Annotated in this window: 27 protein-coding genes, 1 tRNA gene and 1 pseudogene; 17 read left to right on the forward strand and 12 right to left on the reverse strand. The window is 58.8% G+C overall.

The annotated features are described in order from the left end of the window. Positions 1 to 40: 40 nt before the first annotated feature. Positions 41 to 1,006, reverse strand: a complete 966-nt coding sequence (locus AB1495_RS08795) for a LysR family transcriptional regulator (RefSeq protein ID WP_074635798.1) — start codon at positions 1,004 to 1,006, stop codon at positions 41 to 43. 181 nt (positions 1,007 to 1,187) lie between these two features. Between AB1495_RS08795 and AB1495_RS08800 the strand changes: the two genes are divergently transcribed. The 6 genes from AB1495_RS08800 (at position 1,188) to AB1495_RS08825 (ending at position 4,386) form a co-directional block, all read left to right on the forward strand. Then, positions 1,188 to 2,069 carry a carbon-nitrogen hydrolase family protein gene (locus AB1495_RS08800; RefSeq protein ID WP_009826158.1) on the forward strand — a complete coding sequence of 294 codons (882 nt, stop codon included), beginning with the start codon at positions 1,188 to 1,190 and terminating at the stop codon, positions 2,067 to 2,069. A gap of 81 nt (positions 2,070 to 2,150) precedes the next feature. Continuing rightward, entirely contained in the window at positions 2,151 to 2,369 is a 219-nt protein-coding gene (gene infA / locus AB1495_RS08805; protein WP_005851736.1) for a translation initiation factor IF-1, read from the forward strand. A gap of 54 nt (positions 2,370 to 2,423) precedes the next feature. Continuing rightward, positions 2,424 to 3,002, forward strand: coding sequence for a nucleoside triphosphate pyrophosphatase (locus tag AB1495_RS08810; protein ID WP_074635797.1), 579 nt, complete (start codon positions 2,424 to 2,426; stop codon positions 3,000 to 3,002). Continuing rightward, entirely contained in the window at positions 2,999 to 4,021 is a 1,023-nt protein-coding gene (locus AB1495_RS08815; protein ID WP_074635795.1) for a ribonuclease E/G, read from the forward strand. Before AB1495_RS08810 ends, AB1495_RS08815 begins: the two co-directional genes overlap by 4 nt. Then, positions 4,018 to 4,209 carry a DNA gyrase inhibitor YacG gene (locus tag AB1495_RS08820; protein WP_074635793.1) on the forward strand — a complete coding sequence of 64 codons (192 nt, stop codon included), beginning with the start codon at positions 4,018 to 4,020 and terminating at the stop codon, positions 4,207 to 4,209. The genes AB1495_RS08815 and AB1495_RS08820 overlap by 4 nt, the downstream gene beginning before the upstream one ends. 102 nt (positions 4,210 to 4,311) lie before the next feature. Further along, a tRNA-Phe gene (locus AB1495_RS08825) sits at positions 4,312 to 4,386 on the forward strand. A 560-nt stretch (positions 4,387 to 4,946) separates the two neighbouring features. On the opposite strand, the gene AB1495_RS08830 is transcribed toward AB1495_RS08825, so the two are convergent. After that, entirely contained in the window at positions 4,947 to 7,136 is a 2,190-nt protein-coding gene (locus AB1495_RS08830; protein ID WP_074635791.1) for a xanthine dehydrogenase family protein molybdopterin-binding subunit, read from the reverse strand. 3 nt (positions 7,137 to 7,139) lie between these two features. Next, positions 7,140 to 7,604, reverse strand: a complete 465-nt coding sequence (locus AB1495_RS08835; RefSeq protein ID WP_074635789.1) for a (2Fe-2S)-binding protein — start codon at positions 7,602 to 7,604, stop codon at positions 7,140 to 7,142. A 144-nt stretch (positions 7,605 to 7,748) separates the two neighbouring features. Here AB1495_RS08835 and AB1495_RS08840 point away from each other — a divergent pair, with 144 nt between their 5' ends. After that, the gene (locus AB1495_RS08840; protein WP_074635787.1) at positions 7,749 to 8,351 is read left to right on the forward strand and encodes a TetR/AcrR family transcriptional regulator; all 603 of its coding nucleotides are present in this window, start codon (positions 7,749 to 7,751) and stop codon (positions 8,349 to 8,351) included. 11 nt (positions 8,352 to 8,362) lie between these two features. On the opposite strand, the gene AB1495_RS08845 is transcribed toward AB1495_RS08840, so the two are convergent. Continuing rightward, entirely contained in the window at positions 8,363 to 8,665 is a 303-nt protein-coding gene (locus AB1495_RS08845; RefSeq protein ID WP_139283810.1) for a hypothetical protein, read from the reverse strand. A gap of 256 nt (positions 8,666 to 8,921) precedes the next feature. Then, entirely contained in the window at positions 8,922 to 9,800 is an 879-nt protein-coding gene (locus AB1495_RS08850; RefSeq protein WP_074635783.1) for a haloalkane dehalogenase, read from the reverse strand. Positions 9,801 to 9,835: 35 nt separating this feature from the next. Between AB1495_RS08850 and AB1495_RS08855 the strand changes: the two genes are divergently transcribed. Together AB1495_RS08855 and AB1495_RS08860 are read left to right on the forward strand one after the other, a co-directional pair. After that, positions 9,836 to 10,480 carry a TetR/AcrR family transcriptional regulator gene (locus AB1495_RS08855; RefSeq protein ID WP_244268920.1) on the forward strand — a complete coding sequence of 215 codons (645 nt, stop codon included), beginning with the start codon at positions 9,836 to 9,838 and terminating at the stop codon, positions 10,478 to 10,480. Then, on the forward strand, positions 10,477 to 11,046 hold the full coding sequence (locus tag AB1495_RS08860) for a 3'-5' exonuclease (protein ID WP_244268918.1): 570 nt from the start codon (positions 10,477 to 10,479) through the stop codon (positions 11,044 to 11,046). The genes AB1495_RS08855 and AB1495_RS08860 overlap by 4 nt, the downstream gene beginning before the upstream one ends. Positions 11,047 to 11,432: 386 nt before the next feature. On the opposite strand, the pseudogene AB1495_RS08865 reads toward AB1495_RS08860, so the two are convergent. Beyond that, positions 11,433 to 11,776 (reverse strand): annotated as a pseudogene (locus AB1495_RS08865) (IS3 family transposase); the annotation flags it as partial. A gap of 276 nt (positions 11,777 to 12,052) precedes the next feature. Here AB1495_RS08865 and AB1495_RS08870 point away from each other — a divergent pair. Further along, on the forward strand, positions 12,053 to 12,595 hold the full coding sequence (locus AB1495_RS08870) for a TetR/AcrR family transcriptional regulator (protein WP_367581958.1): 543 nt from the start codon (positions 12,053 to 12,055) through the stop codon (positions 12,593 to 12,595). 92 nt (positions 12,596 to 12,687) lie between these two features. Here the strand turns inward: AB1495_RS08870 and AB1495_RS08875 are convergent, their stop codons facing one another. Beyond that, a complete protein-coding gene (locus AB1495_RS08875; RefSeq protein WP_074635777.1) occupies positions 12,688 to 13,272 on the reverse strand; it encodes a TetR/AcrR family transcriptional regulator in 585 nt (194 codons plus the stop codon). A 78-nt stretch (positions 13,273 to 13,350) separates the two neighbouring features. On the opposite strand from AB1495_RS08875, the gene AB1495_RS08880 reads away from it, so the two are divergent. Genes AB1495_RS08880 through AB1495_RS08900 form a run of 5 tightly spaced genes read left to right on the forward strand, consistent with a single transcriptional unit; the run spans position 13,351 to position 20,305 of the window. Continuing rightward, a complete protein-coding gene (locus tag AB1495_RS08880; RefSeq protein WP_074635776.1) occupies positions 13,351 to 14,532 on the forward strand; it encodes an efflux RND transporter periplasmic adaptor subunit in 1,182 nt (393 codons plus the stop codon). Between the two features lie 3 nt (positions 14,533 to 14,535). Next, positions 14,536 to 17,643 (forward strand): efflux RND transporter permease subunit, encoded by a 3,108-nt coding sequence (locus AB1495_RS08885; protein WP_074635773.1) that lies wholly within the window; start codon positions 14,536 to 14,538, stop codon positions 17,641 to 17,643. Beyond that, positions 17,640 to 18,998, forward strand: coding sequence for an efflux transporter outer membrane subunit (locus tag AB1495_RS08890; RefSeq protein ID WP_074635771.1), 1,359 nt, complete (start codon positions 17,640 to 17,642; stop codon positions 18,996 to 18,998). Before AB1495_RS08885 ends, AB1495_RS08890 begins: the two co-directional genes overlap by 4 nt. Before the next feature lie 35 nt (positions 18,999 to 19,033). Then, positions 19,034 to 19,762 (forward strand): DUF1499 domain-containing protein, encoded by a 729-nt coding sequence (locus tag AB1495_RS08895; protein WP_074635769.1) that lies wholly within the window; start codon positions 19,034 to 19,036, stop codon positions 19,760 to 19,762. A gap of 3 nt (positions 19,763 to 19,765) precedes the next feature. Continuing rightward, positions 19,766 to 20,305 carry a ricin-type beta-trefoil lectin domain protein gene (locus tag AB1495_RS08900; protein ID WP_139283808.1) on the forward strand — a complete coding sequence of 180 codons (540 nt, stop codon included), beginning with the start codon at positions 19,766 to 19,768 and terminating at the stop codon, positions 20,303 to 20,305. Between the two features lie 276 nt (positions 20,306 to 20,581). Here AB1495_RS08900 and AB1495_RS08905 read toward each other — a convergent pair whose 3' ends face one another. The 4 genes from AB1495_RS08905 to AB1495_RS08920 all read right to left on the reverse strand — a co-directional run bounded on the left by AB1495_RS08905 (position 20,582) and on the right by AB1495_RS08920 (position 23,033). After that, positions 20,582 to 21,184: a sulfite oxidase heme-binding subunit YedZ gene (locus AB1495_RS08905; protein WP_074635765.1), complete on the reverse strand. Its 603-nt coding sequence runs from the start codon at positions 21,182 to 21,184 to the stop codon at positions 20,582 to 20,584. A 58-nt stretch (positions 21,185 to 21,242) separates the two neighbouring features. Beyond that, a complete protein-coding gene (locus tag AB1495_RS08910; RefSeq protein ID WP_074635763.1) occupies positions 21,243 to 22,088 on the reverse strand; it encodes an NAD(P)H-binding protein in 846 nt (281 codons plus the stop codon). A 63-nt stretch (positions 22,089 to 22,151) separates the two neighbouring features. Continuing rightward, a complete protein-coding gene (locus tag AB1495_RS08915) occupies positions 22,152 to 22,562 on the reverse strand; it encodes a nuclear transport factor 2 family protein (RefSeq protein WP_244268916.1) in 411 nt (136 codons plus the stop codon). Positions 22,563 to 22,748: 186 nt separating this feature from the next. Then, positions 22,749 to 23,033 carry a DUF2218 domain-containing protein gene (locus AB1495_RS08920; RefSeq protein ID WP_037967306.1) on the reverse strand — a complete coding sequence of 95 codons (285 nt, stop codon included), beginning with the start codon at positions 23,031 to 23,033 and terminating at the stop codon, positions 22,749 to 22,751. A 95-nt stretch (positions 23,034 to 23,128) separates the two neighbouring features. Here AB1495_RS08920 and AB1495_RS08925 point away from each other — a divergent pair, with 95 nt between their 5' ends. Both AB1495_RS08925 and AB1495_RS08930 read left to right on the forward strand, forming a co-directional pair. After that, a complete protein-coding gene (locus AB1495_RS08925) occupies positions 23,129 to 24,013 on the forward strand; it encodes a LysR family transcriptional regulator (RefSeq protein ID WP_074635760.1) in 885 nt (294 codons plus the stop codon). A gap of 80 nt (positions 24,014 to 24,093) precedes the next feature. Then, entirely contained in the window at positions 24,094 to 24,285 is a 192-nt protein-coding gene (locus AB1495_RS08930) for a hypothetical protein (RefSeq protein WP_139283806.1), read from the forward strand. Between the two features lies 1 nt (position 24,286). Here the strand turns inward: AB1495_RS08930 and AB1495_RS08935 are convergent, their stop codons facing one another. Next, entirely contained in the window at positions 24,287 to 25,156 is an 870-nt protein-coding gene (locus tag AB1495_RS08935; RefSeq protein ID WP_074635758.1) for a LysR substrate-binding domain-containing protein, read from the reverse strand. Positions 25,157 to 25,178 lie beyond the last annotated feature (22 nt).

Genomic DNA, 25,178 nt, shown 5'->3' on the forward strand with positions numbered 1-25,178 from the left:
CGCGACAAGTGAACCAGCCACGCAGCTTTTGCGCAAGCGGTCAGCCCTCTAGCGCCTCGAAGCTGGAAGAAAGCCACGGCAACTGCGCCACCGTCGGCGCGATCATGTGGGACCGAAGCAGTTGCCGCATCGTGTCGGCAATATTCTGCGGCACCGGCCCCGTCCAGTCTGACCCCGCAAACAGCGAGATTTGTCGCGTTAATCCGGGCGTGGGGAGCGGGTGCACCGCAAGCTGCTGGTGAAACCGCTCTGCGCGGCAATAGCCGAAGGGCGTCGTGATGGCCCAGCCGATGCCCCGTGCCACCATCGCCATCAGGGCGAGATGGCTGCCGATCTCGAATTGCGAGGGCAGGGTGATATTGCTGCGCGTCAGATGGTTGTTGATCTGGTCGGCGATCAACTGGTCTGCCGCGTATTTAACGAAGGGCAGGGCGGATCGCCCCGTCATCAGCGCGGCGCTGTCGCCGTCAAAGCTGGCGGGGGTGACGATAACAAAGGGATCGCGTGCCAGCGGAATCTCGATCAGCCCGCTTTTTGCATCCCCACTGGTGGCCGCAATGGCGATATGAAGCGATTTGTCCTGCACCGACTGGATCAGCCCCTTGCTGCCGTCGGTTACCATGCGAAAGCGACAGCCCGCCATACTGTCGGCCAGTAGGGTCGCCAGACGCGGGGTGACATCGTTGTCAAAGTCGTCGATCACGCCAAGGCTCAGGTCGCTGAGGTTGGCAAGATCCATGACCGTCAGCTCGGATTGCGCGAGCCGGATATGGGTCAGCGCCGCGCCGCTGTGACGCAGAAAGCTTTCGCCCGCCGCGGTCAGGCGCATGGGGCGCGTGCTATGGTCGATCAGGGCGGTGCCTATGGCGGCTTCGAGGTTGCTGATCTGCTGGCTCACGGCGGGTTGGCTTAACCCTGTCAGTGCGGCGGCCTGTGCGACCGATCCACGGCTGGCCAGCGCCTCGAACACCTCTATACCGCGCAGGGTGATGCCCTTTTTGATCATGGTGCTAGACCTCTTCGTTCTTTCCAATTTTGTGAAGCATGCCCGATAAATTGGCAAGCTTGTCCCGGATCATGCGCCCATAGTTTCACAAAAGTGAAATGAGCCGTGGGGTGGGGTGGCGGTACTTGAAGCTTGGCCGCGCGCGGCGCACCATAAGGGAAACCACGCACCCGGAGGCCCCATGAAAATCGCAACCGCCGCATACCCGCTGGATGTCCTGACCAGCTGGGCGCAATATGAAGACAAGCTTGCAGGCTGGGTCGCAACGGCGGCCGCCAGCGGGGCAGAGCTGTTGGTTTTTCCCGAATATGGCGCGATGGAGCTTGCGACGCTCGCTGGCCTTGACGTGGCGGGCAATCTTGAGGCGTCGCTGTTTGCGGTCTCTGACCGGTTGGCGGATGCGGATGCGGCGCATCAAAAACTGGCGGCGGAATATGGCGTGCATATCGTTGCGGCATCGGGGCCCGCGGTGACGCCTGCCGCCGCGCGTCCGGTGAACCGCGCGCGTCTGATCACCCCTTCAGGTCAAGTCGGGGTGCAGGACAAGCAGATCATGACCCGATTCGAACGCGAGGTCTGGGGCGTCGTCGGCGGGGAGCCTCTGCGCATCTTCGAGACAACATTGGGCAAGATCAGCATCCTCATCTGCTATGATAGCGAGTTTCCCCTGCTGGGCCGTGCACTTGCCGATTGTGACATCATCGCCGTGCCGAGCGTGACCGAGGCGCTGGCAGGATATTGGCGTGTCCGCATCGGATCCATGGCGCGGGCACTGGAAAATCAATGCGTTACGGCCATGTCATCCTGCATCGGCCCTGCGGATTGGTCAGAGGCGCTTGGCACATCTTACGGGGCAGGCGGCATCTTCTGCCCGCCGGATGTGGGCTTTCCATCCACCGGTGTCCTTGCCGCCGCAGAGATCAACGTGCCCGGCTGGACCTTCGCCGAGGTCGACATCGCCCAGATCAGCCGCGTGCGTGCGGACGGGGTGGTTTTGAATCGAAACCACTGGGAGGATCAGTTCGGGCGTGACGCAACGGCCATAAACGTGCCTTTGATGTGAATACCCCTTGAAAAAAGGGAAAATTGCGCCCATTTAAGCCTGCGTCCTGAAATTGCAGGGCAAAGTGTTCAAGGAGAGACCATGGCCAAGGAAGACACGCTCGAATTCCCCGGTATCGTGAAAGAACTTCTGCCGAACGCGACGTTCCGGGTCGAGCTTGAAAACGGCCATGAGATCATCGCACATACGGCAGGAAAGATGCGCAAGAACCGCATCCGTGTTCTGGCTGGCGATAAGGTACAGGTGGAAATGACCCCCTATGATCTGAGCAAAGGCCGGATCAATTACCGCTTTAAATAATACGCTTTTCCGAGAATCACCTAGTGGTTTTCGGGCAGCGATCTAGGATCGCATATGAGTTTTATCCTCGGATCAGGAAGTCCGCGCCGCAAGGAATTGCTGGCGCAAATCGGCGTTGTGCCTGACGATATTCGCGCGCCCGATATCGATGAAACCCCCCATACCGCCGAACTGCCGCGCCCCTATTGTGCGCGTATGGCCCGTGAAAAAGCCGCCGCGGTGCAGGCGGGGGCCGATGATATCGTGCTGTGTGCCGATACCACCGTCGCTGTGGGGCGGCGAATCCTGGGCAAGCCCGCGGATGAAGCAGAGACGATCCGTTTCCTGCGCCTCATGTCGGGGCGTCGCCACAAGGTCATCACGGCCGTCGCGGTCAAGCGCGGCGACAAGCTGTGGCAGCGCGATGTGGTCAGCACCGTCCGCATGAAACGACTGTCAGACGCCGAGATCACGGCCTATCTGGCAACCGGTGACTGGCAGGGCAAAGCCGGCGGCTATGGTATTCAGGGCCCGGCAGGAGCCCTTATCCCGTGGATCAGCGGATCATTCACCGGCATTGTCGGCCTGCCACTGGCCGAAACCGCAAACCTGCTGCGTGCTGCAGGATATGTTTTCGCAGGAGAGACCTCATGAAGGGCCGTACGATCGTTCTGGACCATTTTGGCGACATCGAAGCCGCCGCGCTGATCGTGGACGGCAAGCTGGATGACCTTCTGATCGACAGCGACGGCCCGCGCCCCGGCACGATCTACCGCGCCATCGCGGATCGTCCGGTCAAGGGGCAGGGGGGGATGTTCCTAAAAACGCCCGACGGCTCTGCGTTTCTGCGCCAGATCAAGGGGCTCGCACCGGGGCAACCCATTCTTGTGCAGGTGTCCGGCTATGCTGAACCCGGCAAGGCCGTTCCCGTCACCCAGAAGCTGCTGTTCAAAAGCCGCTATGCCATCGTGACGCCGGGCGCACCCGGCACCAATATCTCGCGCAGTATCCGCGACGAGGAAGAACGGGACCGGCTGCTCGAAATCGCGCATGAAGCGTCCGACGGGGCCGCACATGGCCTGATTCTCCGGTCCTCTTGCGCTGGCGCGGATGCCGATGACATCGCCGATGATATCGACGCGATGCTGGCGCTGGCGGACAAGGTATTGGACGACCCATCCACCGACATGGAGGTCCTGTCCGAAGGCGATGGTCCGCATATTCTGGCCTGGCGCGACTGGGTCGCGCCCGCCGACGTCGTGACCGACCCCGGTGGTTTTGAAACCCATGGCGTGTTGGACACTGTCGACAGCCTCTCGCAGCCGCGCGTCGCGCTTGACGGTGGTGCCTTTATGTTTGTGGAACCTACCCGTGCGTTGGTGGCCGTTGATGTGAACACCGGTGCGGACGTGTCCCTTGCTGCCGGGATCAAAGCGAATATGGCCTGTGCCCGCGCCTTGCCCCGTGCCCTGCGTCTGCGCGGGTTGGGCGGGCAGATCACGCTTGACCTTGCGCCCATGCCCAAAAAAGATCGCCGCCCGTTCGAGACCGCGTTGCGCCAGGCCTTCCGCGCCGATGACGTGGAAACGACGCTGGTCGGCTGGACCCCGCTGGGCCACTACGAACTGCAACGCAAACGCGCCCGTATGCCTTTGGCCGAGGTGCTAAAGTGACCTGCCCGATCTGCGACCGTGAAGCCTCTCCCAAGTATCGCCCCTTCTGTTCCAGGCGCTGCGCTGACGTGGATCTGGCCAAGTGGCTGAACGGCAGCTACGCGACCCCCAGCCGCGACCCCGAGGATATCGAGGCCGCAATCGAAGCCACCGAGGCCGCTTTGAACGCGCCCGACAAGCCGCATTAGAACTTTCCGAAAAAACCTTTGCCAAACATGGCAAAACCCTCTGGACACCCCCGCCGCAAACTCCTAGAACCCGCACACCCGACCACTGCGGTGGTCTCCGGTGCCCGGGTAGCTCAGGGGTAGAGCAGTGGATTGAAAATCCTCGTGTCGGTGGTTCGATTCCGCCCCTGGGCACCATTTAAATCTCTGAATATAGCTGATTGTCCCAAGGAAATAAGGGTATCTCGCGGCTTTCTTGCCCTTGAGAGGCCTGAATTGCTACAGGACGCTACGGTTTCCGATCCTGCTATTGCGGCAAATAAGGGGCTTTATGGTCGCCTTTCGAAATGATGCTGCTAAGTAGGTTCGATAGTGCCAGCCCTTCCGGGAACGATGCGCGAAGGATGCCATGTTTTGTCGGTGATGCGAGCGGCGCGGATCATTTCCGGCAGATCTTGGATTCCGTCATCGGTCAGTGCGGCACCGATTGCAGTGACGAATGTCTCTTATGGGGCGCTTACGTCTTGCGGTAGGTAGGGCGTATTGCGGAAGTTCTCTGCAATTGCGCTTCTATGGTAGAGCATCTTGGAACCCGCCATTGAAACACAGCCAGAAGCAGGCACTCAGTGGTGGCGCATTTATGGTTATAGCTTGAAGAGGAGCTCTGAACCGCGCGGGACGCAGTGTCGCGTGCAAGGTTGTGGAGCCGGTATTGATAGACCGCCGCACCCCTATGGCTGCGGCGGTCTAAAGGGTCGTCAGGCGAAATCCACACCGTTTTCGATCATCGGCAGGTGGGTCACCAGATCACGCCCGGAGGCTGCGATTGCGTTGGCGAGCGCTGGACCCGCCGGCGGTGTGCCCGGCTCGCCAATGCCTGAGGGTGCTTCGTTTGTCTTGACGATATGCACCTCGATGGACTTGATGTCGCGCATCCGCAGCGGTTCGTAGTCGGGGAAGTTTTGCTGCACTACGACGCCGCCATCCAGCGTGATCTGATCGCGCATGATGTGACCGACGCCAAAGCCGATCGCCCCTTCGACCTGGGCTTTGACGACGTCGGGGTTCACTGCCACGCCACAGTCGACGGCGGCGGTGTATTTCTCGATCTGAACATAGTCATCTTCGTCGATCGAGATTTCGCAGATCTGCGCACAGTATGTGCCAAAGGATTTGTGAACGGCCACACCGTGGAAATGCCCGTCGGGCAACGGCTTGCCAAACCCGGCATTCTCGGCAGCCAGTTTCAGGACGTCAGCTTTGCGTTTTTGATCGACTGTGTCGCCGGGCAAATACGCAAGACGGAAGCTGACGGGATCCTGACCGGCTGCGGCGGCGGCCACATCCATCATGGTTTCCATGACATAGGCGTTATGGCTGTGACCGACGGAACGCCAATAGTTGACGGTTGTTGTCGGAGCCGCGTCCGTCAAGCCGATGTGCATTCCGGGGATCGCATATGGATTTTCTGCCGTCCCTTCCACCGAAGAGATGTCAACACCGTCTTTGACATAGAAAGCGTCAAATGGCCCATCTTTTGCAATGGATTGACCCGCCACGCGGTGATCCCAGCCAACAATCTTGCCCGCATCGTCCAGACCGACACGCACCTTGTGCGCATAGGCCGGGCGGTACCAGCCGCCAGACAGGTCATCTTCGCGGGACCAGACCAGTTTAACCGGGCGGGTCTGGTCGGTCATCGAAAAGGCGAGTGTCGTTTCTACGATATAGTCCGCACCCGCGTTGAAGCGACGGCCAAAGAACCCGCCTGCATAAAGGGTTTTGACCTGAATCTTGTCCATCGGGATGCCAAGGATCTGGTGCATCGTGGCGTGGTTCATGGTGGGCCCCTGCGCACCGTCATACATGATCACGCCGCCGTCTTCGGTGGCTGCGATTGTGGCCGACAGGGGCTCCATCGTTGCATGAGCAAGCATCGGCAGGAAGAATTCGCGCTCTACGACTTGGGCGGCACCTTGCAACGCTGCGGTCGTCGCATCCAATGTCGTTTCGGATGCTTGCCACTGCGGATCAGTGTTCACAGCTGCCAGTAGCTGTTGCTTGATCTCGTCGCTGCTGCGGGTTTCGGCCTTGCTCAAATCCCACTCCACCTCGATCGCGTCGCGCGCTTGAAACGCGGCCCAGGTATTTTCGGCATAGGCCACCACGCCCGCGCCGTTGGGCAGCGCCTTGGCCATGATAAATCCCGTGACGTCCTTGGCGGCGCTATCGTCGAACGACGCGACAGTTGCGCCGTATTGCGGAATGCGTTTGATTGCGGCAACCATCTGGTTATCCAGTTGGATATCCATGCCATAGATGCCTTCGCCGTTAACCTTGTCGTCGCTGTCGCGGCGCGCTTTTTGGGTGTTGCCGATCTGGGTCCAGTCTTCGGGGGCCTTCAGGACGGGCTCGACCGGCACCGCGATCTGCACAGCGGTGGAGATAAACTCACCGATCTGGCCCTCTTTGCCCGCGCCTGAAATGACGCCATTGGCAAGTGTCAGCTCAGAGACGTCCACGTCCCAATCCTTGGCCGCGGCTTGCAATAATACGTCACGCGCGGCCGCGCCTGCGGTGCGATATTGCATGAACGAATTGGCCATTGCGGTCGATCCGCCCGTGCCCTGCAGCGCGCCAAAGAACAGGTTGTTGTAAACGGCGGTATCTGACGGGGCCGTTTCGAAGGTGATATCGCTAAGCTCCATGTTCAGCTCTTCCGCGATCAGCGTGGACAGGCCCGTAGAGGTGCCTTGCCCGCCTTCAAAGCGCTTGATGATGGCTGCAACGGTACCATCGGCATAGATTTTCACGAAGGGCGTGATGGCTGTGCCGGCCTCCGACGTCGACGCGGCAAGCGCGCCCTTGGGGTCAATCCCAACGGCCAGAACGGCAACGGCCGCACCTGCACCTTTGAGGAAACTGCGGCGGGATGTGTTGATGGTCATGGCTTAACCCTCCACGATGTCTGCGGCGCGCTGGATACCGGCGCGGATACGTTGATAGGTGGCACAGCGGCAGGCATTTCCGTCCATGTAGGCGTCAATCTCTTCCACCGTTGGCTTTGGCGTTTCTTTCAACAGGCCCACCGCAGACATGATCTGACCAGATTGGCAGTACCCGCATTGCACCACGTCGAGCTCTTTCCAGGCTTGCTGTACTGCGGCACCGATCTTGTCATCGCCAATCGCTTCGATGGTGGAAACTTCAGCACCTTCGACGTCTTCGATATAGGTCTGGCACGACCGGGTCGGTTCGCCGTCGACATGCACGGTGCAAGCGCCGCACGACGCGACGCCGCAGCCGAATTTGGTGCCGGTCAGCTTCAGTTCGTCCCGGATCACCCACAGCAATGGTGTGCCCGGTTCTGCTTCGACAGAGCGTTCGGCCCCGTTAATTTTTAGCTTGATAGTCATGGTCAATCTCCATCTGGCAATACGATTGGAATGTGGGTAAACTGGTCGGTGTACTTATGTGGCGTAAAGAGTCACAGGTAAACCCGCAAGTTTACCAAGCCAAAAAAAATGGCAATTCCTGGAAGTGGTGTGTAGACCGACAGAATGAGTGAAGTGGCTGAAAATTCGGTAGATAAGCGTGGCTCGATCCTGCAAGGCGCGTTTGATGAATTCTGCGAGAATGGGTTCCTTGCGGCCAGCATGGACCGAATCTCCAAGCGGGCCGGTGCGTCCAAGCGCACCGTGTATCGGTATTTTGAAAGCAAGGAAGTGCTCTTCCAAACCCTGATGCTGCGCCAATGGAGGGTCATCGCGGACAACCTGAAGGTCAGCTACCAGCCCGGCATGGATATCCGAGAGCAACTGATTGAGATGGGACGTGCGCAGGCGCGACTTTACACGTCGCCCGAAGTCATGAACGCCAACAAGATGTTGATGACTGAGATCCTGCGGGATCCGGAACTTGTCAGGGAAATCCAGAATGAAGTCGACTATACGGCATCATTTGAACAGTTGTTCAAAGAGGCCGCCGCCGACGGGGTGCTGACGATCCCAAACCCCCGACAAGCGGCAGAAGAGTTCATATCATTGTTGAAGGGCAAGGCGTTTTGGCCGTTCATGTTGGGGGCACCCTTGGTCAGTCCTGACGAAATGGACGCCATGATTGACCAGTCGGTTGATATGATGATGAACCAATATGGCGCCTGAGCAATCAGGTCTCATGCGATCCGCCACAGCAGGAAATCGAGCATCGAACGACCTGTGACGCGAAGAGACTCAACGATATAGATCAAACTGACCAAGCCATCGAACAATACAAAGGCGTATTGCGACGGATCAGCCAACCCGTTTGGCACGGCGTAGAGCACAGCCGTGATTGCAGCCAAACGCGATATAGCGCTCCAGAACACAACGGGTGCGCGCGCGACAAGATCGCGGGTTGCCCAGATCAACAATGATGCGGCCATGATGAAGAAACCCGCAAGCGTGAAGGAAAACACGAAATTCGCAGGGTTGGGCATTTGCACAGCCTGCCCGATGATCATTGGCGCAAAGAGAAAGTTCAGCAACGCAGTGCCGAAGATGAATTTCTTGAACGTGCCGGTGGCCCTTTGTGTCGTTCAGTTATTGGGAAAACCTGCCGATGATTTTGGCAAATCAGCTGCGAGAGTTGCAGCGGCAAGCTCGGCTGCCGCTGCAGGCTCATCCGAGCCATTGTGTAGAAAGCCGACTGCTGCGGCGGTCGATTGTGGTCCGCGCCCGGTACAACTGGTGGGGTTACAAGCTGGCGTGCCAATCACGCACGGCTACACCGATCTCGTCCGGGGCGTCTTCCTGAATGAAGTGCAATCCGGGCACAGTCACTTCGGTGATATTGGGCCAACTGCGCACACGGTCACGTACCGCCCCCGTGATCAGCACGCCGGGGTCCGCATTGACGAAGAGCTTGGGAATTGATGTCTTGCCAAGCCAGTCGACATAGGCATCGACGATTTCCGTCACATCTGCTGGCTGCCCTTCAATCGGGATCTGACGCGGCCATGTCAATGTGGGGCGGCGATCTTCGCCTGCGTTGGCGAAGGGGCGGCGGTATTCGTTCATTTCTTCTTCGGTCAAATCCCGCAGGATGGAACCGGGAACCAGCGCTTCGACAAAGAGGTTCTTTTCAAGAACCATCTCCTCGCCAGCAGGCGAGCGTAGGGCTTGGAACATTTCACGGGCGCGGTCGGGAAACTGGTCCCAGCTATCACGGGTTTCGACGATTGCTTCCATGAAGGCAATGCCTTTGACGGCCTCGGGATGCGTATGTGCCCAATAGAAACCCAAACCGGAACCCCAGTCATGGATGACCAGTGTGACGTTGGCGGTGACGCCCAATTGCTCAAGCAAAGCAAACAGATATTTGCGGTGTTCGACGAAGGTATAGCTGTCCGGGCCAGAATTATCGAGCTTGTCACTATCGCCCATGCCAATCAGGTCTGGCGCGATCAGCCTGCCTTTCCCGGCAAGGTGGGGCATCACATTGCGCCACAGATAAGACGACATCGGATTGCCATGCAGGAAGACAATCGGATCGCCGGACCCTTCTTCGATATAGGCCATCTGCTTACCATGGACGGTGGCAAATTTCTTTTTGTCGCGGAAAGACGTAGTCATGCGAGTACCTCGGGCTTGTGTTTGAGTCGGGGTAGATGCAGAAGAACGATCATTCTAAAACAAGGTCAAAAATGCCAAGAACGAAATCTCAAACCCGCGAAAACCTGTTGGACAGTGCGCTCAAAACGTTCTGGAAGACTGGTTTTCACGTTGTTTCCATGGGCGATCTGGTGCGCGAAACCGGCGTGAGCCGAGCTGGAATCTACAGCGATTTTGGCGGCAAGGAGGATCTGTTCCACGCCTGTCTCGACAGATACCAGGACACCGTCGTCACTCCAGCCTTTGCGCCGGTCGAGGCCGAAGGCGCGGGAATCGAGGGCATTCAAAAGTATTTCGATAACCTTCTGGCGCGTTTCGAGGACTCGGGCGGCTTTGGTAAGGGATGCCTTGTGGGCAACACACTGCCCCAGATCCCTGAAGATGCGCAGGAAACCCGCCAAAAGCTGCGCGCGCATAGCGATCGACTGACAGCAGGCTTTCGCAAGGTGCTGGCCCATGAGAATGGGGATCATGGCTCATTGAGTGATGCCGAAATCGAGGCGCTTGCGCGCTATATCATGATCTCGGTGCAGGGTATTTGGTCCTACTCCCGTCTGACAGGGGATGTCGCGGAATTGCGCGCGGCGTCTGACATGCTCATCGCTGTGTTGAAAGCCCGGCTTCGGGGAACATCGGATTGATTCCGCCTCTGCCCGTAGGTGATTTCCAGTTCATTGCACTGGATGTCGAAACCGCCTGTGGCGACAGCGCCAGTATTTGCCAGATCGGGATCGCCTGCGTTGGCTTTGATGACAGCATTTTTACATGGTCCACCTATGTCGACCCGCTTATGCCGTTCGCGCCCTTCAATGTTGACCTGCACGGGATTGGGCCGGAGACTGTGCGCGGTGCCGGAAGCTTTGCGCAGGTCTGGCCCCAAATCTGGCCGTTGCTGTCACGCCACCCGATGGTGCAGCACAGCAGGTTCGATGAACATGCGATCAACGCCGCATGCAAAGCGCAGGGCCTTCCGCGGCCACACCTGACATGGCACGACAGCGTGACCATCGCGCGCAAGGCATGGCCCGAATTGAAGGGCAACGGCGGCCACGGTCTGGGCAAACTGAAACAGGTGCTGAACCTTGACTTTCACCACCATGACGCAGGCGAAGACGCCCGCGCCGCTGCGATGGTGGTTCTGCGGGCGCAGGCCACGACCAAAGACCACCGGCTGTTCAAACCCGTGCAACTGTCGCTCCCCTTGTAAGGGCGGCCCACCCGCCGTTTGCCTCAGCCCCAGCCCCAGCCCCAGTCATAGCTTCCGATAATTTCGGGTCCGCCAATGCGTCGCTCAGCGGAACCGAAACCATTTGAACTACCATCCAAGGCCAGGCTCCTCGCGAGCATCCGGGTGTCGGAGAGGAGATCCAGTTTAAGTGGCTACGTGGCAGCTTTGTCCCGCGTTGGGTCAGTTCGGCCCGCATCACGTTTTGCTCTTGCAGCAAAGGTCGGCAATGTGTGCTGCAACCGCCGCATCGAAGGACTTGGGCAAATGTCGGCTTTGGGCCGTTCGTATCGACTGACATCTTCGACGAGAAGCGGTCATTTGCTGCAAGTGCAAAGTTGCTCACAAGGTGCATAGCCCCTAGTTCCCTAGACACCTTCTTGGTTCACATTGAACTGTCTGTTTTCGAAGTCGACAGGCGACAGCATACGGTTTCTGACATGTTTGAGTTTCGGGTTATAGAACATTTCGATGTAGTCGAAGATGTCCTGTCTGGCCTGCTCGCGGGTTTAATATGTTCGACGCCGTACGTGTTCCCGTTTGAGCAGCTTGAAGAAGCTCTCAACGATCGCATTGAAGCTCCTATATTCGTCAAGCCTTGATCCGTGTGGATCAGGACGCGTCGCTTAGGTTTGCGTCGCAAGACAGCCATCAGAAGGGCTTGCAGCACGAGGTCTGTTGGTTGCCGCGATTGTGTCGCCCAGGTCAGTATCAGCCAATGGGCCAATGAAGATCTGCCCGACACAGAGGCCGAGGAAGAAAATCGAAAGCGAAAGTTCAGCGGCCGTATGGGTGGCGTTCATGGAGGCCGCGAGCTCACCGAGTGGGGCGAGGTACATATCGGTGGCCAATGGGGGAAAGAGGGACAAAAGGCCCAAGGTGGCGGTAACGGCAAAGGCCCGTTTTGGGATAAGGGAAATCTGTGACAGCTCGGCTCCGACAATAATATTAGACTGCGGTCTATTGGCAATTAGTGGACGGCCGTCTAGTGATCAATCACGGACTATTCTGCATCTATGAACAGGAACTGTGCATGTCAGGAAAAAGGCCAAGCGGGCGGCCCGCAAATCAAGACGCCAGCACGGCATTGAAGGCTGTGGCTCTACGTCGGGTTCGGGAACTGGGCTATGAGAAAATCTCGGTTTCGGAAATCATCGAGCAGGCTGGCGTGGCGCGCCAAACGCTCTACAACCGCTGGAATACGAAGGCTGACCTTGTCCTCGAAGCCGTTTTTGAGCAGAGCAACACCTATGCCGCTGAACCTTCTTGGGACGGGGCAGAGGATTGTCGGACCTTGCTCGAAGATTTCCTGATCCGTATTTTCGAACACTTGCGCATCGACGGGGACACCCTACGAGCTTTGATCACCGCTTTGCTCCGCCGGGCGCAGGACCGCGGAGAGCTTTCGCCGGGGCGGAACGTGGAGACACTGTCGGCCTTGATACATGGCGCGTTCTGGTATCGCTTGCTGAACCGCGGGGTGTTGGACGCTGGGTTCGCGAAAGAAATAGTGGCGGAAACCTTCGCCTGATCGTTCGGCACCCGGACTGCCTTCGGCAAAGGGTTGTCGCCGAAATCAAACTCCTTCGCCCGAAGTGCCCGAACGTAACGCTCGGAAAGAAATCAGGACGGCGGCGTCAATAGGGCCGCCGCAGCGATTGTTCCTTCCCAAACTGTGTCCAACGCGGCACCCAGTGACAGTCCTTCCCCGTGCTCCCAGAGGAAGATTGCCCTGCCCACGGCGTCGGTCGTGTAATTTGCAAGTGCAGCGGCGGCTTGCGGGTTCTTAACGCGCTGGCTCAGGCATTCTGTAAGCTCTCTGCGCTCCATCATGAGAAACCCTTGCAGAATACCTCTCGCTCTTTCGTTTGAACGCAGAACCGTGCCGATCATCTTGAGAATAGGTTCATCATTGGTCAGCGCGGCGAAGTGTTGATCCAAGAACATCTTGAGATCGTCCGCGAGCGGTCCGTTTCCGCTGCGTAACGCTTCTTTCGCAGCCTCCGAAAAGGGGGGCGGGGCCCCAACCGCAGCCGTTTCCTTGTTGGTATAGTAGTTGAAGAAAGTGCGCGTGCTGATGCCAGTTGTCGCAGCGATCTCCTCGGTCGTCACATTCTCTAACCCTTTTTTAACGGCCAAATCCAGCGTCGCCAGCTGAATCTCACGTGCCGTCTGCTGTCGTCTTCGCTCTCGTAACGAAACTGTCATGTCTGAATTCCTTGCGCACTGTGCAACATCTGCCTACAAGGCACCAAACCTGCTGGATAGTCAAGGATCGAGAAGCACATGAAAATCGGCGTTTGGAAAATGTTTGGCGCAGCGCTTGCGTTCGCGGGGGCTGCCACGATGGCGAGCGCGCAGGGCGGCCCTCCCGATGGCATGCCCGCGGCGGGGCCGCTTGAAGTAGGTGTGATCGACATTCAGATGGAGGAAATCCCACGCATTGTGACCACGCCGGGCCGGGCCGTTGCGTTTCAAGACGTTGAAGTGCGCCCGCGTGTCGGCGGTGTGGTCAAAGAGATCCTCTACACGCCCGGACAATTGCTTGAGGTCGGGGACCCGCTTTTCCGGATCGACGATGCCTCCTATCTCGCGGCTGTCGCGACAGCCCGTGCCAATCTGGCCACTGCCGAAGCCAACCTGCCTGTGAAGCAGGCGGCCTATGACCGCGCCGAACAACTCTCCGGACGCGGCTACACCGAGGCAGAGGTCGAAGCGGCGCGTGCCAGTCTGGCCGAAGCAAAGGCCACGCTTGATGCAAACAAAGCGGCGGTTGAATATGCCGAGACCGAGCTGTCGTGGACGACGATGACCAGCCCGATCGCCGGGCGTGCAGATGTATCAACCGTTTCGGTGGGGGATTTGGTTACGGCTGGGCAGGCCGACGCTTTGACGAGCATCGTCACCTCAGATCCGATCTATGTGGATATGATGGAGGCAAGCGCGCGTATCCTGTCGGTGCGCAGCGCCATTGCCGAAGGTGATCTGCAACAAAACGACACCCTTCAAGCGACATTGACGTTAGAGAACGGCGACATCTATCGTGGAACCGGGCAGTTGGTCACGCCGGGTAACAATGTCTCGACCTCCACCGGAACCGTGACCATCCGTTTCACCTTTGACAACCCGGACCACATTATCCTTCCGGGCATGTTTGTGCGGGGGGAAATCGTGCTTGGCACGATGCAAGCCTACCTTGTTCCGCAGCGTGCAGCGACGCGTGGCAACTCAGGTAAACTGACTGCGTATGTTATCGGTGAAGACGGCAAGGCCGAACAGGTGACTCTCGAAGATGACGGTACCTATCAGAACGCATGGATCGTGCGTGAGGGGCTGAACGATGGGGATCGGCTCGTTGTGGACGGCCTTTCATCCGTCCGCGCAGGGCAAGAGGTCAGCCCCGTGGCCGTGACGATCGACGAGGATGGCGTTTCTCGGGATATCGCTGCCCCCGCGGCGGAGGATTGATTGATGGCGCGTTTCTTCATCCACCGCCCTGTTTTTGCTTGGGTTCTGGCGATTGCCACCATGTTGCTGGGCGCTTTCAGTATGACGGGTCTGCCGATCTCGCAGTATCCTGATATCGCGCCCACCACCGTTCGAATTTCCGCCACCTATACCGGGGCCTCGGCCGCAACGGTGGAGAATTCGGTCACCACTGTCATCGAGGACGGGCTGACGGGGTTGGACGGGCTCACCTATATGACATCATCCTCCAGCGAAGGGGCGGCGAGTGTATCGCTGACCTTTGATGACAGTATTGATCCTGACATGGCGCAGGTGCAGGTCCAGAACAAACTGCAACTGGTCGAATCGCAGCTGCCCGACATCGTGACGAGCCAGGGCGTTTCCGTCTCCCGCTCGACGGACTCGGTCCTGATGGTCGGGGCGCTTGTCAGCGAAGACGGCAGCTATACCTCGCTTGAACTGGGCGACCTGCTGAGCAGCACGATTGAAGACCCGGTACAGCGCACGGCGGGGGTGGGGTCGATCAATGTTTTCGGCACCGAATACGCAATGCGCATTTGGTTGAACCCCGAAAAGCTGTTCCAGTATCAACTGACATCTTCGGACGTGACCACGGCCGTATCCGAGCAGAACACGAACGTGACGGTCGGCAGTCTGGGTGAACAGCCGGTGGTGAAAGGTCAGCAGTTCACGGTCTCCCTGTCGGCGCAGTCCCAGCTTGAAACGGTTGAGGACTTTCGGAACATCCTGCTGAAGACCAATACGGACGGGTCGGCCATTTACCTTGCCGATGTCGCCACGATCGAACTCGCCGAAGAGGACTACGGCAGTGTAAGCCGCTTTAATGGTCATCCGGCGGCGGGCTTTGCGGTGAACCTTTCCACCGGTGCCAATGCGGTGGATACCGCCGAAGCGGTGCGGGACGTGGTGGGCAATCTTTCTTCCGCGTTGCCCGAGGGCGTAGTGGTCGAATATCCCTATGACACCTCGCCCTTCGTCGAGGAATCCATCGACCAAGTCTATGAGACGTTGATCGAGGCGATTGTCCTCGTCTTTCTTGTCATCTTCCTTTTCTTGCAAAGCTGGCGGGCCACGATCATCCCGACCATCGCCGTGCCGGTGGTGTTGTTGGGCACCTTCGGCGTGCTGTCTGCCTTCGGCATGTCAATCAACACCCTTTCCATGTTCGCATTGGTCTTGGCCATTGGTCTGTTGGTCGATGACGCGATTGTTGTCGTCGAGAACGTCGAACGGGTGATGGAAGAAGAGGGGTTGGACGCCGTCGCCGCCACGGAAAAGAGTATGGGGGAGATTTCCTCGGCGCTCATCGGGATCGTGATGGTGCTTTCTGCTGTGTTCCTGCCGATGGCCTTCATGGATGGGTCGACGGGGGTCATCTACAAACAGTTCTCGGTCACGATTATTTCGGCGATGGTGCTGTCGCTTTTCGTCGCCCTGATCCTTACGCCTGCAATGTGCGCGCAGCTTCTCAAACCTAACCATGACAAGAAGCCTCTGCTTCCGCTGCGCTGGTTCAATGGCGGCCTTGACCGTCTGACGGGTGGCTATGCTTCGCTTGTCGGGCGGTTGTCCATGCGGCCTTTCCGTATGGTGGTGGTATTGGCCCTCGTCGGATTTGGCGCTTATTGGGTCTACGACCGTCTGCCGTCGTCGTTCCTGCCGACCGAAGATCAGGGCGTGCTTATGACCATGATCGAACTGCCTCAGGGATCGACAGTTCAGCAGACAGCCAACACGATTGAACAGATCGAGCAATACTTGCTGACCGAAGAGACCGAAATGGTCGATGGCGTCTTTGCCAATGTCGGATACAGTTTCGGGGGGTCTGGTCAGAACTACGGGATGATGTTCATCAGGCTCAAGGACTACGAAGAGCGTCCTGGGCTTGATGCGGCTGATCTGATGATGCGGGCCAATGGCAAGTTCTTCCAGTCCCGACTGGGCAGCATCTTTGTTCTTCAACCGCCTGCCATTCCGGGGCTGGGTACCTCTTCGGGCTTTGCAATGTACCTCGTCGATCAGTCGGGCGCGGGTCAGGAAGCGCTAAGCGATGCCGCAGATAAACTGGTCGCGGCAGGGCTTGCTGACGGTCGCGTGACCAACCTGCGCGGCAATGATGCTGCGACGGAACCGTCGTTGAAATTGCGTATCGACCAGCAGAAGGCCGAGGCTTTGGGCGTGTCTTTGTCGAGCGTGAACGCCATGCTCGCGACCGTGTTTTCTGGCACCTATGTCAACGATTTCCCGCTGGGCAATAACCTGCGCGAGGTCATTGTGCAGGGCGGTGCGGACTGGCGCATGCAGCCTGACGACATAGATCATTGGTATGTGCGGAACGACAGTTCGGAGATGGTGCCACTGTCGGCCTTTATCAGCCGCGAATGGGAAACTATCACGCCCAAACTGTCGCGCTATGGCGGCACCCGCGCGCTGGAGCTTTCCGGCGAAGCGGCAGCGGGCATCAGTTCGGGCGATGCGATGGAGGTGATGGAACAGCTTACCGCTGATCTGGACGGGTCCTACGCCTCGGCCTGGACAGGGCTGAGCTATCAGGAACGGTTGTCCGGCGATCAGGAAGCCATTCTCTATACGATCTCGGCGCTGGTCGTCTTTCTCTGTCTCGCCGCCCTCTACGAAAGCTGGGCCGTGCCTTTTGCGGTGATGCTTTCGGTGCCCGTGGGCATTCTGGGGGCGCTGGTGACAACGTGGTATTTCGGACAGTCGAACGACGTCTATTTCAAGGTAGGCTTGCTTACCACGATCGGCCTTGCGGCGCGAAATGCCATTCTGATCGTTGAGTTCGCGGAATCCCTACGGGCGGAAGGCAAAGTATTGCTGGAAGCCACCGTCATGGCAGCGCGCCAGCGTCTGCGCCCCATCCTAATGACCTCCCTTGCCTTTGGTTTTGGCATCATGCCGCTGGTGCTCGCCTCCGGGGCAGGGGCCAATGCGCAAAAATCCATCGGGACGGGGATGCTCGGCGGGATCATCTTTTCGGCGGTCATCGGGATCGTGATGGTGCCGGTCTTCTACGTCGCCGTAATCCGAACAACAGAAATTTTCCGTAAGCGAGTGGAGAAAGCTCAGTGAAACCTTACTATCTCGTACTGGGTCTGCTTGTCGCGGGCTGTGCTGTCGGCACTGATTACCAGCGCCCCGAAGTGGCCATGGAAACCCGGTTTGTCGGTGGCAATGCAGAGCAGATCGGCGCGGTAGCCACCCAGCAGTGGTGGCTGAACTATAAAGACTCGATCCTCACGAGTTTCATTGCACGGGGTCTTGCCCAAAACCTTGATGTGATCGCTGCGGGTGAGCGCATACGCCAAGCGCAAGCTGAGTTGCGCACAACCGGGGTTAACGCTGCGGCGGACGGATCGCTGACCGGATCAGTGACCACATCCGGTGGCGACGGCACCAGCGGTACGAGCACCGTCGAAAGCGGGTCTTTGGGTGCCTCGCTGGTGATTGATCTCTTCGGTGGTATCCGGCGCGAGCGCGAGGCCGCTGTTGCTTCGCTTACTGCCGCCCGGGCGGAGGAAGAGACCGTTCGTCTTGCATGGCTGGCCGAACTTATCGCTGCCTATTCCGACGCGCGCTATTACCAAGAGGCGATGGCCTTGACGCGCACCGCCATCGCTACGCGCGAAGAGACGGTGAGCATCACCCGAAGCCAGTTCGATGCGGGCGCGGCCACCGAATATGAAGTGGCCGAAGCGCAGGCCTTGCTTTCGACGGCGCGGGCCGATTTGCCGCAGTTCGCCGCCTTGTTTGACGCAAATGTCTACGCCATTGCGACACTGCTGAATGAACCCGCGGGCCCGATCAAGGCACAGATGCAAAAAGGTGCGCCCCAACTCTCCAGCCCCGGGGGTGCGCGCACCGGCGTACCTGCGGACCTGCTTCGCAATAGGCCCGATGTGCGCAGCGCCGAAGCCGATTTGGCCGCTGCCGTTGCCAACGTGGGCGTCGCCGAGGCCGCGCTTTACCCGGCCTTGTCCCTGTCCGGAACGGTGGGCCGCACGGACGCCACAGATGCGTGGAGTTTCGGGCCGCAATTGTCCCTTCCAGTATTCAATCAGGGCCTCTTGAAAGCCAGCCGTGACGCGCAACTCTCTGTCGCACGGCAGGCCGAGATCGCTTGGCGGGCCTCGATCAACGAAGCGGTCGAGGATGTCCAAGTCGCACAGTCCAACCTCACCCGCGCGCGCCAGAGGGCGCAGCTGCTGCGAACCGCCGCCAGCGACTACGGCCGGGCGCTGACATTGGCACAGGAGAATTATCGAAACGGTGCCATCACGCTGTTGAACCTGCTGGAAACCGACCGGAATACCAATGCCGCAAGGATCTCGGCGGCCTCGGCCACGAATGAAGCGGCGCAGGCCTGGGCCACGCTGAAGATCGCGACGGGGGCAGGGGCGGCGGTAACTGGTCACCCGAGTAATTGAGCACATATCAACGCTGGTCGTGAAAGGCCGAACACATGAAACATACTGGAAAAATTGCCGCCCTGATCGCCGTTGCTGGGTTAACTTGCGTTACACTGATCTTGTTCGGAGCGCGCTTGGGGCTTTGGGAACCGATCATAGGGTTCGGGCTTTACCGGAGCTACTTTAACGCAATCGGGGTGGGCATCTTCAGCGCGGGGCTGATCGCTTTGGCCATCCATCTTGGCCGGGGCGAAAAGGGTTGGGCTGCGATCGGCGGCGTGGTCACGCTGCTTGGACTGGGGGTCCTGTTTCCCCTGATTTCAAGCACTGTGAACCCCCAACCGCGCGCGGCGCCAATCCATGACATCACGACTGATACCGCCAATCCCCCGGCCTTCGAGGTGCTGGATGACACCCGCGCGGGTGCGCGCAACACGCTCGAATACGGCGGTGTAGAAGTGGCAGACCAACAAGCGACAGCCTATCCCGATATTGTGCCACTTGAGACCGGCCTGAGCACGGACGCAGCCTTTGAGCGGGCATTGCAGGTGGCAGGCGAAATGGGGTGGGAGATCGTTGCGACCGATCCAACCCGTCATCGGTTCGAGGCCACCGCGCGCACATCAGTCTTCTATTTCGCCGACGATATTGTCGTTGCAGTTACCCCTGCCGAGAACGGGAGCCGCGTGGACATGCGCGGCGTTTCAAGGGTGGGGCGCAGTGACCAAGGCGTCAATGCAGCGCGCATTCGTACCTTTCGACAACAGTTCCATAAGGAGTGAGCAATGAGGTTTCCAAGCTCAAACTTGGCCTTTGCCGCGCTGATCGTATTGGGCCAAAGTATCCCATTTTCGGCTCATGCGGAGGCACCAAGCCTCCAGACCGACGGGCCCGTCATTCATCTTGCCGATAACCTTGACGAGGAAGCGTCGCTCGGCTGGTGCATCGATACTGAAGGGCGCGGTCTGAGCGATCAGCTTCACGCCCATTCATGCAAACCGGAAGGGGACGACGTGTTGTTCACCTATGCGGCAGAGACGGGCATGATCGCGTCGGCGACCTATGATGGTCTGTGCATGGCGTATAATGATCCGGAGAATGCCGAAAACCCATTTGGTCTGATCTCCTGCGACAAGGCTGATCCCGCACAGCAGTTTGTTTATGACGACGCGAGCATGGAGATGCGTTTGGCCTCGGACCCTGCACAGTGCGTCACCGTTGCCGAGATAATTGACGATGCGGGCCCATACCAGTCCCGCGACCTGATCCTCGCGCCATGTGGCGCATTGGAGGCCAGCTTCAAACAATGGGTCATTCGAAGGTAAGAAGCATTAACGGTAACGCATATCGGGAAGCACTTGGTTTAGTCGGTGAAGATCGTAGCGGGAAAGCTTGTATTTTATAGCCAAAAGTGTCTGAAGGAGACTTTCCTTGCCCGCCGGCCCAAGGTCCGGTTTGGGCCGTTCGCTGCGTCCGACACGATGGGTGGCTTATGTATTTTGACGGTAGGTGCGAAGATTCCCTATAAAGGTGGGGAGATCGGCTATTAAGCTTTAGATCGCCGAACGAACGAACGGAGAATTTGCCCCGCAACCCTTCGCTTACGTCAACGCGCGGTGGCGGCGGCGTTGTTGGGTTGACCACAGACGGTACACCTCAAGAGCGACCAGAGGCGCAAAATGCACGAGAGCCGCGCCGACGCCGCCCCAATCGTGCAGGGCAGCCCAGTGGATGAGGGTTAGTATAGCCGCAGCATAGACAAACTGCTGTAGCTTTTTCCACGACCGCCCAAGGCGGCGCACCCATGCGTCTGTCGACGTAACAGCCAATGGCACAAAGATAAGAAAGGCGATCCAGCCGGTCCAGATGTACAGCTTTGATACCTCGCCGCCAGTGAAGGCTATGGCGCCTTCATCAATGAGGTAAAGCACCGTGTGGGCCAGCGCGTAGAAGAATGCGGCCACGCCAAGATAGCGCCGACGCTTCATCAGCCAGCGCGGCCAGCTCGCATCGCGAAAAAGCATCATCAGCGGGGTGATCATCATCGCGATGATCATGAACCGCGCGGCGAATTCACCGGTGGGATGCAAAAGAGTTTTGACCGCGTCCGGCGTGCCGGAGGTCAGGCCAAGGGTCATTGGAATGGTGGGGAGGCTCAACAGCGCCCAGAAGGTGATGGGGTGATCCCATGTGGATTTCAGCACGCAAATATCTCCGAAAGGTTGGTCGTTCTACGCGGGTCGCGCCGCGTATCTGTGGCGATCAGCGTAACAGCGAGGTGAAATAATCTTCCCAGCTTTGATGCGGGCGTCCGGTCGCGGTTTCATAATCGCCGGGGGCGTCAAAGGCACCGCGGCGGATGCCGTCGTAGATGCCGCCGATAATCGGGCCGATAAAATCGCCAAGCTCGGCGGTGCGGTCAGCGACATAGTCTTCGGCCGACATGCCGCGATAGGTAAGCGCTGTGCCATATGCGGCGTTCATATACTGCGTTAGTTCCGCCTGAGTGATCGGCGTGCCGTTCAAATCAAAGGTTTGACGGTTCAGCTCGTCCCGCGTCAGCAAAGCGGCATAGGCATGGGCCAATTCGGAACGGGTCGTGTAGCCGCATTTGCCGTCCCCCGCGCTGTTGGCGATCTCGCCCTTGGCGCGGTAGCTGTCGATATATTCAACGTCAGGCTCGATGTAGATGCCGTTGCGACCGATGGTCCAATCCAGACCGCTGGCGCGGATGTCGGCCTCGGTCTGGCGGTTGCTCTGCACGACGGGTGAGAAGGCGGTCCCGACTTCGGGACCTTGAATGCTGGTGTAGACGATCTTGCGAATGCCGGCGACCTTGGCCGCCTCGATCACGTTGCGGTGCTGGCCGATGCGGTCTTCGGGCGGGGCCATGCCTGAGACGAGCACAAGGGCATCAACGCCTGCAAGGGATGTTCGAAGCGCGTCCGGCTGGTCATAGTCGCCGGGGCGCACCTCGATCCCTAACTCGGTGACATTGCCCGGCGTCCGGGCGAGGCCGATGACCGAGGCGTGATCTGTTCGTTCTATGAGTTTGCGGGCGATTTCTTGACCGAGTTGTCCTGAAACGGCGGTGACAGCATAGCGCATGGGGCTCTCCTTTGACTGTGGTCTCGCTGGCGGGGCCTGACGGGCCCTGCCAGGTTGCGGATATTAGCCGTGGTAGGCTTTGCTGACGGCAAAGCTGTCTTCGAACCAGTGCCACAGCACCACCTGACCATCGCGGACCTTGGCACGCAGGGCAAAGGTGAAGGGGCCAGTCTCTTTGCCGGATTTCGTGGTGATGCCGCTCATCTTACCAAAGACGGCAACGGTGTCGCCTGCGGCAAAGGCATCTGTGTTGTCCCAAGCGGTTGTCTGAAAATTCTGGCCAAAGACGCCAAGAAAGTCGAAGACTGCCTCCTTGCCGCGTGCCTCACCGATCCACGGCAAGCTTTCGTCGCCCTCGTTGTGCCAGACCATATCCTCGGCCATCAGGGCCCGCATTTTCTCCATATCGCCCGCCCCCATAGCGCCCATGAAGGCCATTACGGTGTCAAAGCTCTCTTGTGTAACCGTGTCCATTTCTTTTGCTCCTGCGTGTTGTCCGAGAAGGATGGCCAGAGATGCGCCGAGTGACGTTCTCAGAAGGGTTCTGCGTTTCATGTGTCGCTCCATATCGGGTGCCCCGAAGGAATGGGGCCTTGGTTAAGTTCAAGATTTCGGGTGCCACTCCGCGCGGCACCCGAAAAGTTCGGGCCAGCTGAGCTCTCAGGCGGCGTAGGTCCAGGTGAGCTTGGGGTCTTCGCGGAAGGCAAAACGCTCGAGGTGGCTGGTAATGACCTGCACGACCTTATCGAGAGCGGCCCGGTCATCGGCTGTCGCGCTCAGTGACAACTGGCCCTTTGTTGCGGCCAGTTCACATGCCCCGAAAGGCAGTTCGATATGGCCGTTTTGGCGCGTGTGGGTGACGGGCACCTTGTGGCCGAAATGTTTGCAGAGCGTGCCCAGATAACGCTCTGCGCTTTCGGTGTTGAGATGAGTGGTCGCTTTCATGGCGGTGTTCCTCGTGTTGCAAGGAACATCTATTCCCGGCGCATTGATCGGGGTATTCATGGAATCCAGAAGTGATAGTTCCGGCAGGCCGAACAATGATCGATCAGCTAAAGCATATGGCCATCTTCGCCCGGGTGGTGGACGAAGGCTCGTTCCGGGCCGCGGCGAAAGCCCTTGGCGTCGCACCGTCGCGGGTGAGTGAAACCGTCTCCGAACTTGAAGATTTCCTTGGCGTGACACTGCTTTACCGCACAACCCGCAAGATCGCGCTCAGCAACGAAGGGCGGATGTTCTACGCCCGGGTGACCGACATGCTGCGAAGCGCCGAAAGCGGGTTGAATGACCTCAACGCCCTGTCGTTGGAGCCGGTGGGCGCGCTTAGGGTGTCGATCCCTGCCTTTATGTCGTCATCGACCCTGTCGACGGTGATCGCTGAATTTTCCCGTCTTCATCCGCAAGTCGCTCTGTCGTTGGCTTTTTCGGATCAGAGGATGGACCTTATCAACGATGGTTTTGACGTGAATATCCGCGCGGGCTGGCTCGACGACAGTGCGATGATGTCGCGCAAACTGGGTGAAAGCGCGCGCGCCTTGGTGGTCGGCAGCGACTATGCCGCAACGCGCCCGGCCCCCGAGCATCCTTGCGATCTGGAAGACTGGGACTGGGTGCGCTACCGACATCGCTCAGACTATACCCGCCTTAGCGGCCCCGGTGGGGAAGAGGCGAAAGTTCTGGGCCAAGCCCGGCTGGAAGTGGACAGCGTGGATGCCCTCTACCATTTCGCCTGCAAGAACCTTGGCGCCACGGTTCTGCCCGAGCATCTCGCCGCCCGGGGGGAGACGGAGGGCAAGCTGAGCCGCCTGTTCGCCGATTGGCGGCTGAAACCGTTGGGAATTTTTGCCGTCTGGCCAGACACCTCGCGCCGCGAGAACCTCACGCTTCTGTTCGTTCGGTTTTTGGCAAAAGAGCTCCATCAATAGGACGGTGCCTATCGGGCCATTTGGTCCGGCATGAAGGGGCATCTGCCACGTCGCCTTAGTTTACCTCATGGTGCGGCCAAATGAGCCTTTCGCTGAACGAAGCCCCGGTGCAGGTGGCTGAACGCAAGGCCAAAAGATACGATCTTTGCCGGGTCCTCGCTCCTTCGGACAAAGATGCTCAGATGACGGCCCAAGTCCCGAAGGTCAGCGCACTTGGCGGGTCGCTCACGATCATCGCAACCCTTTCAAATTCTGAGGCGATGATTTTGTAGATCATCGCAACCCTTTCCCAAGGTGATCAAGCAGCAGCCGGACCTTTGGCGAAAGATGCCGGTTCTGCGGATAGATCGCCCAGATGCCATCGTCCGGCGCGCGATACGTATCCAAAACAGAAATCAACCGACCGGCCCGCAGCTCCGCCTCTACATAATAATCCGGCAGCTGGATGATCCCGAGGTTCTTCAGCGCCGCATCGACCAGCGATGCGCCGCTGTTGCAGCGGAGATTGCCTTTCACCCGGATGTGGCGGGTGGTTCCTTTTTCCTGAAACCGCCAATAGCCCAAAGTGCCTTGCAAACAGTTGTAGCCGTCAAGTTCGGACAGGGTGTGCGGGGTTCCGTGAGAGGAAAGGTATTCGGGTGCCGCGCAGGTGTAATGCCTGCGAGAGGCCAGCCGCTTTGCCATCATGGAGCTGTCTTCCAACTCTCCCAGCCGGATTGCGAGATCGTAGCTTTCCGCTACAAGATCGAGCAGCTGATTGGTCAGCCTGAGGTTGACCTCAAGATCAGGATAGCGCCGCACGAAGTCGTTGACCAAAGGCGCGATGCGGTTCTCGCCATATGTCACCGGGGCTGTAAGGTTCAGCCGTCCCTTGGGGCTTTGATGCAGATCGGTGATCGCGCGCTCGGCTTCGGCCAGCCCATCAAGCACCTGCCGGCAATGGTTGTAATACACCTGACCCGTCTCGGTGATCGTGACCTTGCGCGTGGTGCGGTAGAACAGCTTGGTGTCCAATCGCGCCTCAAGTGCGCCGACTTGGCGGCTGACCTGAGCCGTAGAAATACCCAAGCTGTTGGCAGCAGCTGTAAAGCTTTGGGCTTCAGCGACGGCCACAAATTCTGATACCCCCTCCCAACTCAGCATGATGTTCCTTTCAATCTTAATG

It is taken from the genome of Sulfitobacter pontiacus (genome assembly GCF_040790665.1).
Classification (GTDB): domain Bacteria; phylum Pseudomonadota; class Alphaproteobacteria; order Rhodobacterales; family Rhodobacteraceae; genus Sulfitobacter; species Sulfitobacter pontiacus.

What these genes read in the sequence shown, in the direction of transcription:
- AB1495_RS08830 (WP_074635791.1), bottom strand. Translation starts at nt 7,136, where the DNA reads ATGACCATCAACACATCCCGCCGCAGTTTCCTCAAAGGTGCAGGTGCG.
- AB1495_RS08810 (WP_074635797.1), top strand. Translation starts at nt 2,424, where the DNA reads ATGAGTTTTATCCTCGGATCAGGAAGTCCGCGCCGCAAGGAATTGCTG.
- AB1495_RS08915 (WP_244268916.1), bottom strand. Translation starts at nt 22,562, where the DNA reads ATGGACACGGTTACACAAGAGAGCTTTGACACCGTAATGGCCTTCATG.
- AB1495_RS08845 (WP_139283810.1), bottom strand. Translation starts at nt 8,665, where the DNA reads ATGCCCAACCCTGCGAATTTCGTGTTTTCCTTCACGCTTGCGGGTTTC.
- AB1495_RS08920 (WP_037967306.1), bottom strand. Translation starts at nt 23,033, where the DNA reads ATGAAAGCGACCACTCATCTCAACACCGAAAGCGCAGAGCGTTATCTG.
- AB1495_RS08885 (WP_074635773.1), top strand. Translation starts at nt 14,536, where the DNA reads ATGGCGCGTTTCTTCATCCACCGCCCTGTTTTTGCTTGGGTTCTGGCG.
- AB1495_RS08935 (WP_074635758.1), bottom strand. Translation starts at nt 25,156, where the DNA reads ATGCTGAGTTGGGAGGGGGTATCAGAATTTGTGGCCGTCGCTGAAGCC.
- AB1495_RS08850 (WP_074635783.1), bottom strand. Translation starts at nt 9,800, where the DNA reads ATGACTACGTCTTTCCGCGACAAAAAGAAATTTGCCACCGTCCATGGT.
- infA (WP_005851736.1), top strand. Translation starts at nt 2,151, where the DNA reads ATGGCCAAGGAAGACACGCTCGAATTCCCCGGTATCGTGAAAGAACTT.
- AB1495_RS08835 (WP_074635789.1), bottom strand. Translation starts at nt 7,604, where the DNA reads ATGACTATCAAGCTAAAAATTAACGGGGCCGAACGCTCTGTCGAAGCA.
- AB1495_RS08855 (WP_244268920.1), top strand. Translation starts at nt 9,836, where the DNA reads ATGCAGAAGAACGATCATTCTAAAACAAGGTCAAAAATGCCAAGAACG.
- AB1495_RS08900 (WP_139283808.1), top strand. Translation starts at nt 19,766, where the DNA reads ATGAGGTTTCCAAGCTCAAACTTGGCCTTTGCCGCGCTGATCGTATTG.
- AB1495_RS08800 (WP_009826158.1), top strand. Translation starts at nt 1,188, where the DNA reads ATGAAAATCGCAACCGCCGCATACCCGCTGGATGTCCTGACCAGCTGG.
- AB1495_RS08910 (WP_074635763.1), bottom strand. Translation starts at nt 22,088, where the DNA reads ATGCGCTATGCTGTCACCGCCGTTTCAGGACAACTCGGTCAAGAAATC.
- AB1495_RS08930 (WP_139283806.1), top strand. Translation starts at nt 24,094, where the DNA reads ATGAGCCTTTCGCTGAACGAAGCCCCGGTGCAGGTGGCTGAACGCAAG.
- AB1495_RS08925 (WP_074635760.1), top strand. Translation starts at nt 23,129, where the DNA reads ATGATCGATCAGCTAAAGCATATGGCCATCTTCGCCCGGGTGGTGGAC.
- AB1495_RS08815 (WP_074635795.1), top strand. Translation starts at nt 2,999, where the DNA reads ATGAAGGGCCGTACGATCGTTCTGGACCATTTTGGCGACATCGAAGCC.
- AB1495_RS08875 (WP_074635777.1), bottom strand. Translation starts at nt 13,272, where the DNA reads ATGACAGTTTCGTTACGAGAGCGAAGACGACAGCAGACGGCACGTGAG.
- AB1495_RS08795 (WP_074635798.1), bottom strand. Translation starts at nt 1,006, where the DNA reads ATGATCAAAAAGGGCATCACCCTGCGCGGTATAGAGGTGTTCGAGGCG.
- AB1495_RS08840 (WP_074635787.1), top strand. Translation starts at nt 7,749, where the DNA reads ATGAGTGAAGTGGCTGAAAATTCGGTAGATAAGCGTGGCTCGATCCTG.
- AB1495_RS08880 (WP_074635776.1), top strand. Translation starts at nt 13,351, where the DNA reads ATGAAAATCGGCGTTTGGAAAATGTTTGGCGCAGCGCTTGCGTTCGCG.
- AB1495_RS08895 (WP_074635769.1), top strand. Translation starts at nt 19,034, where the DNA reads ATGAAACATACTGGAAAAATTGCCGCCCTGATCGCCGTTGCTGGGTTA.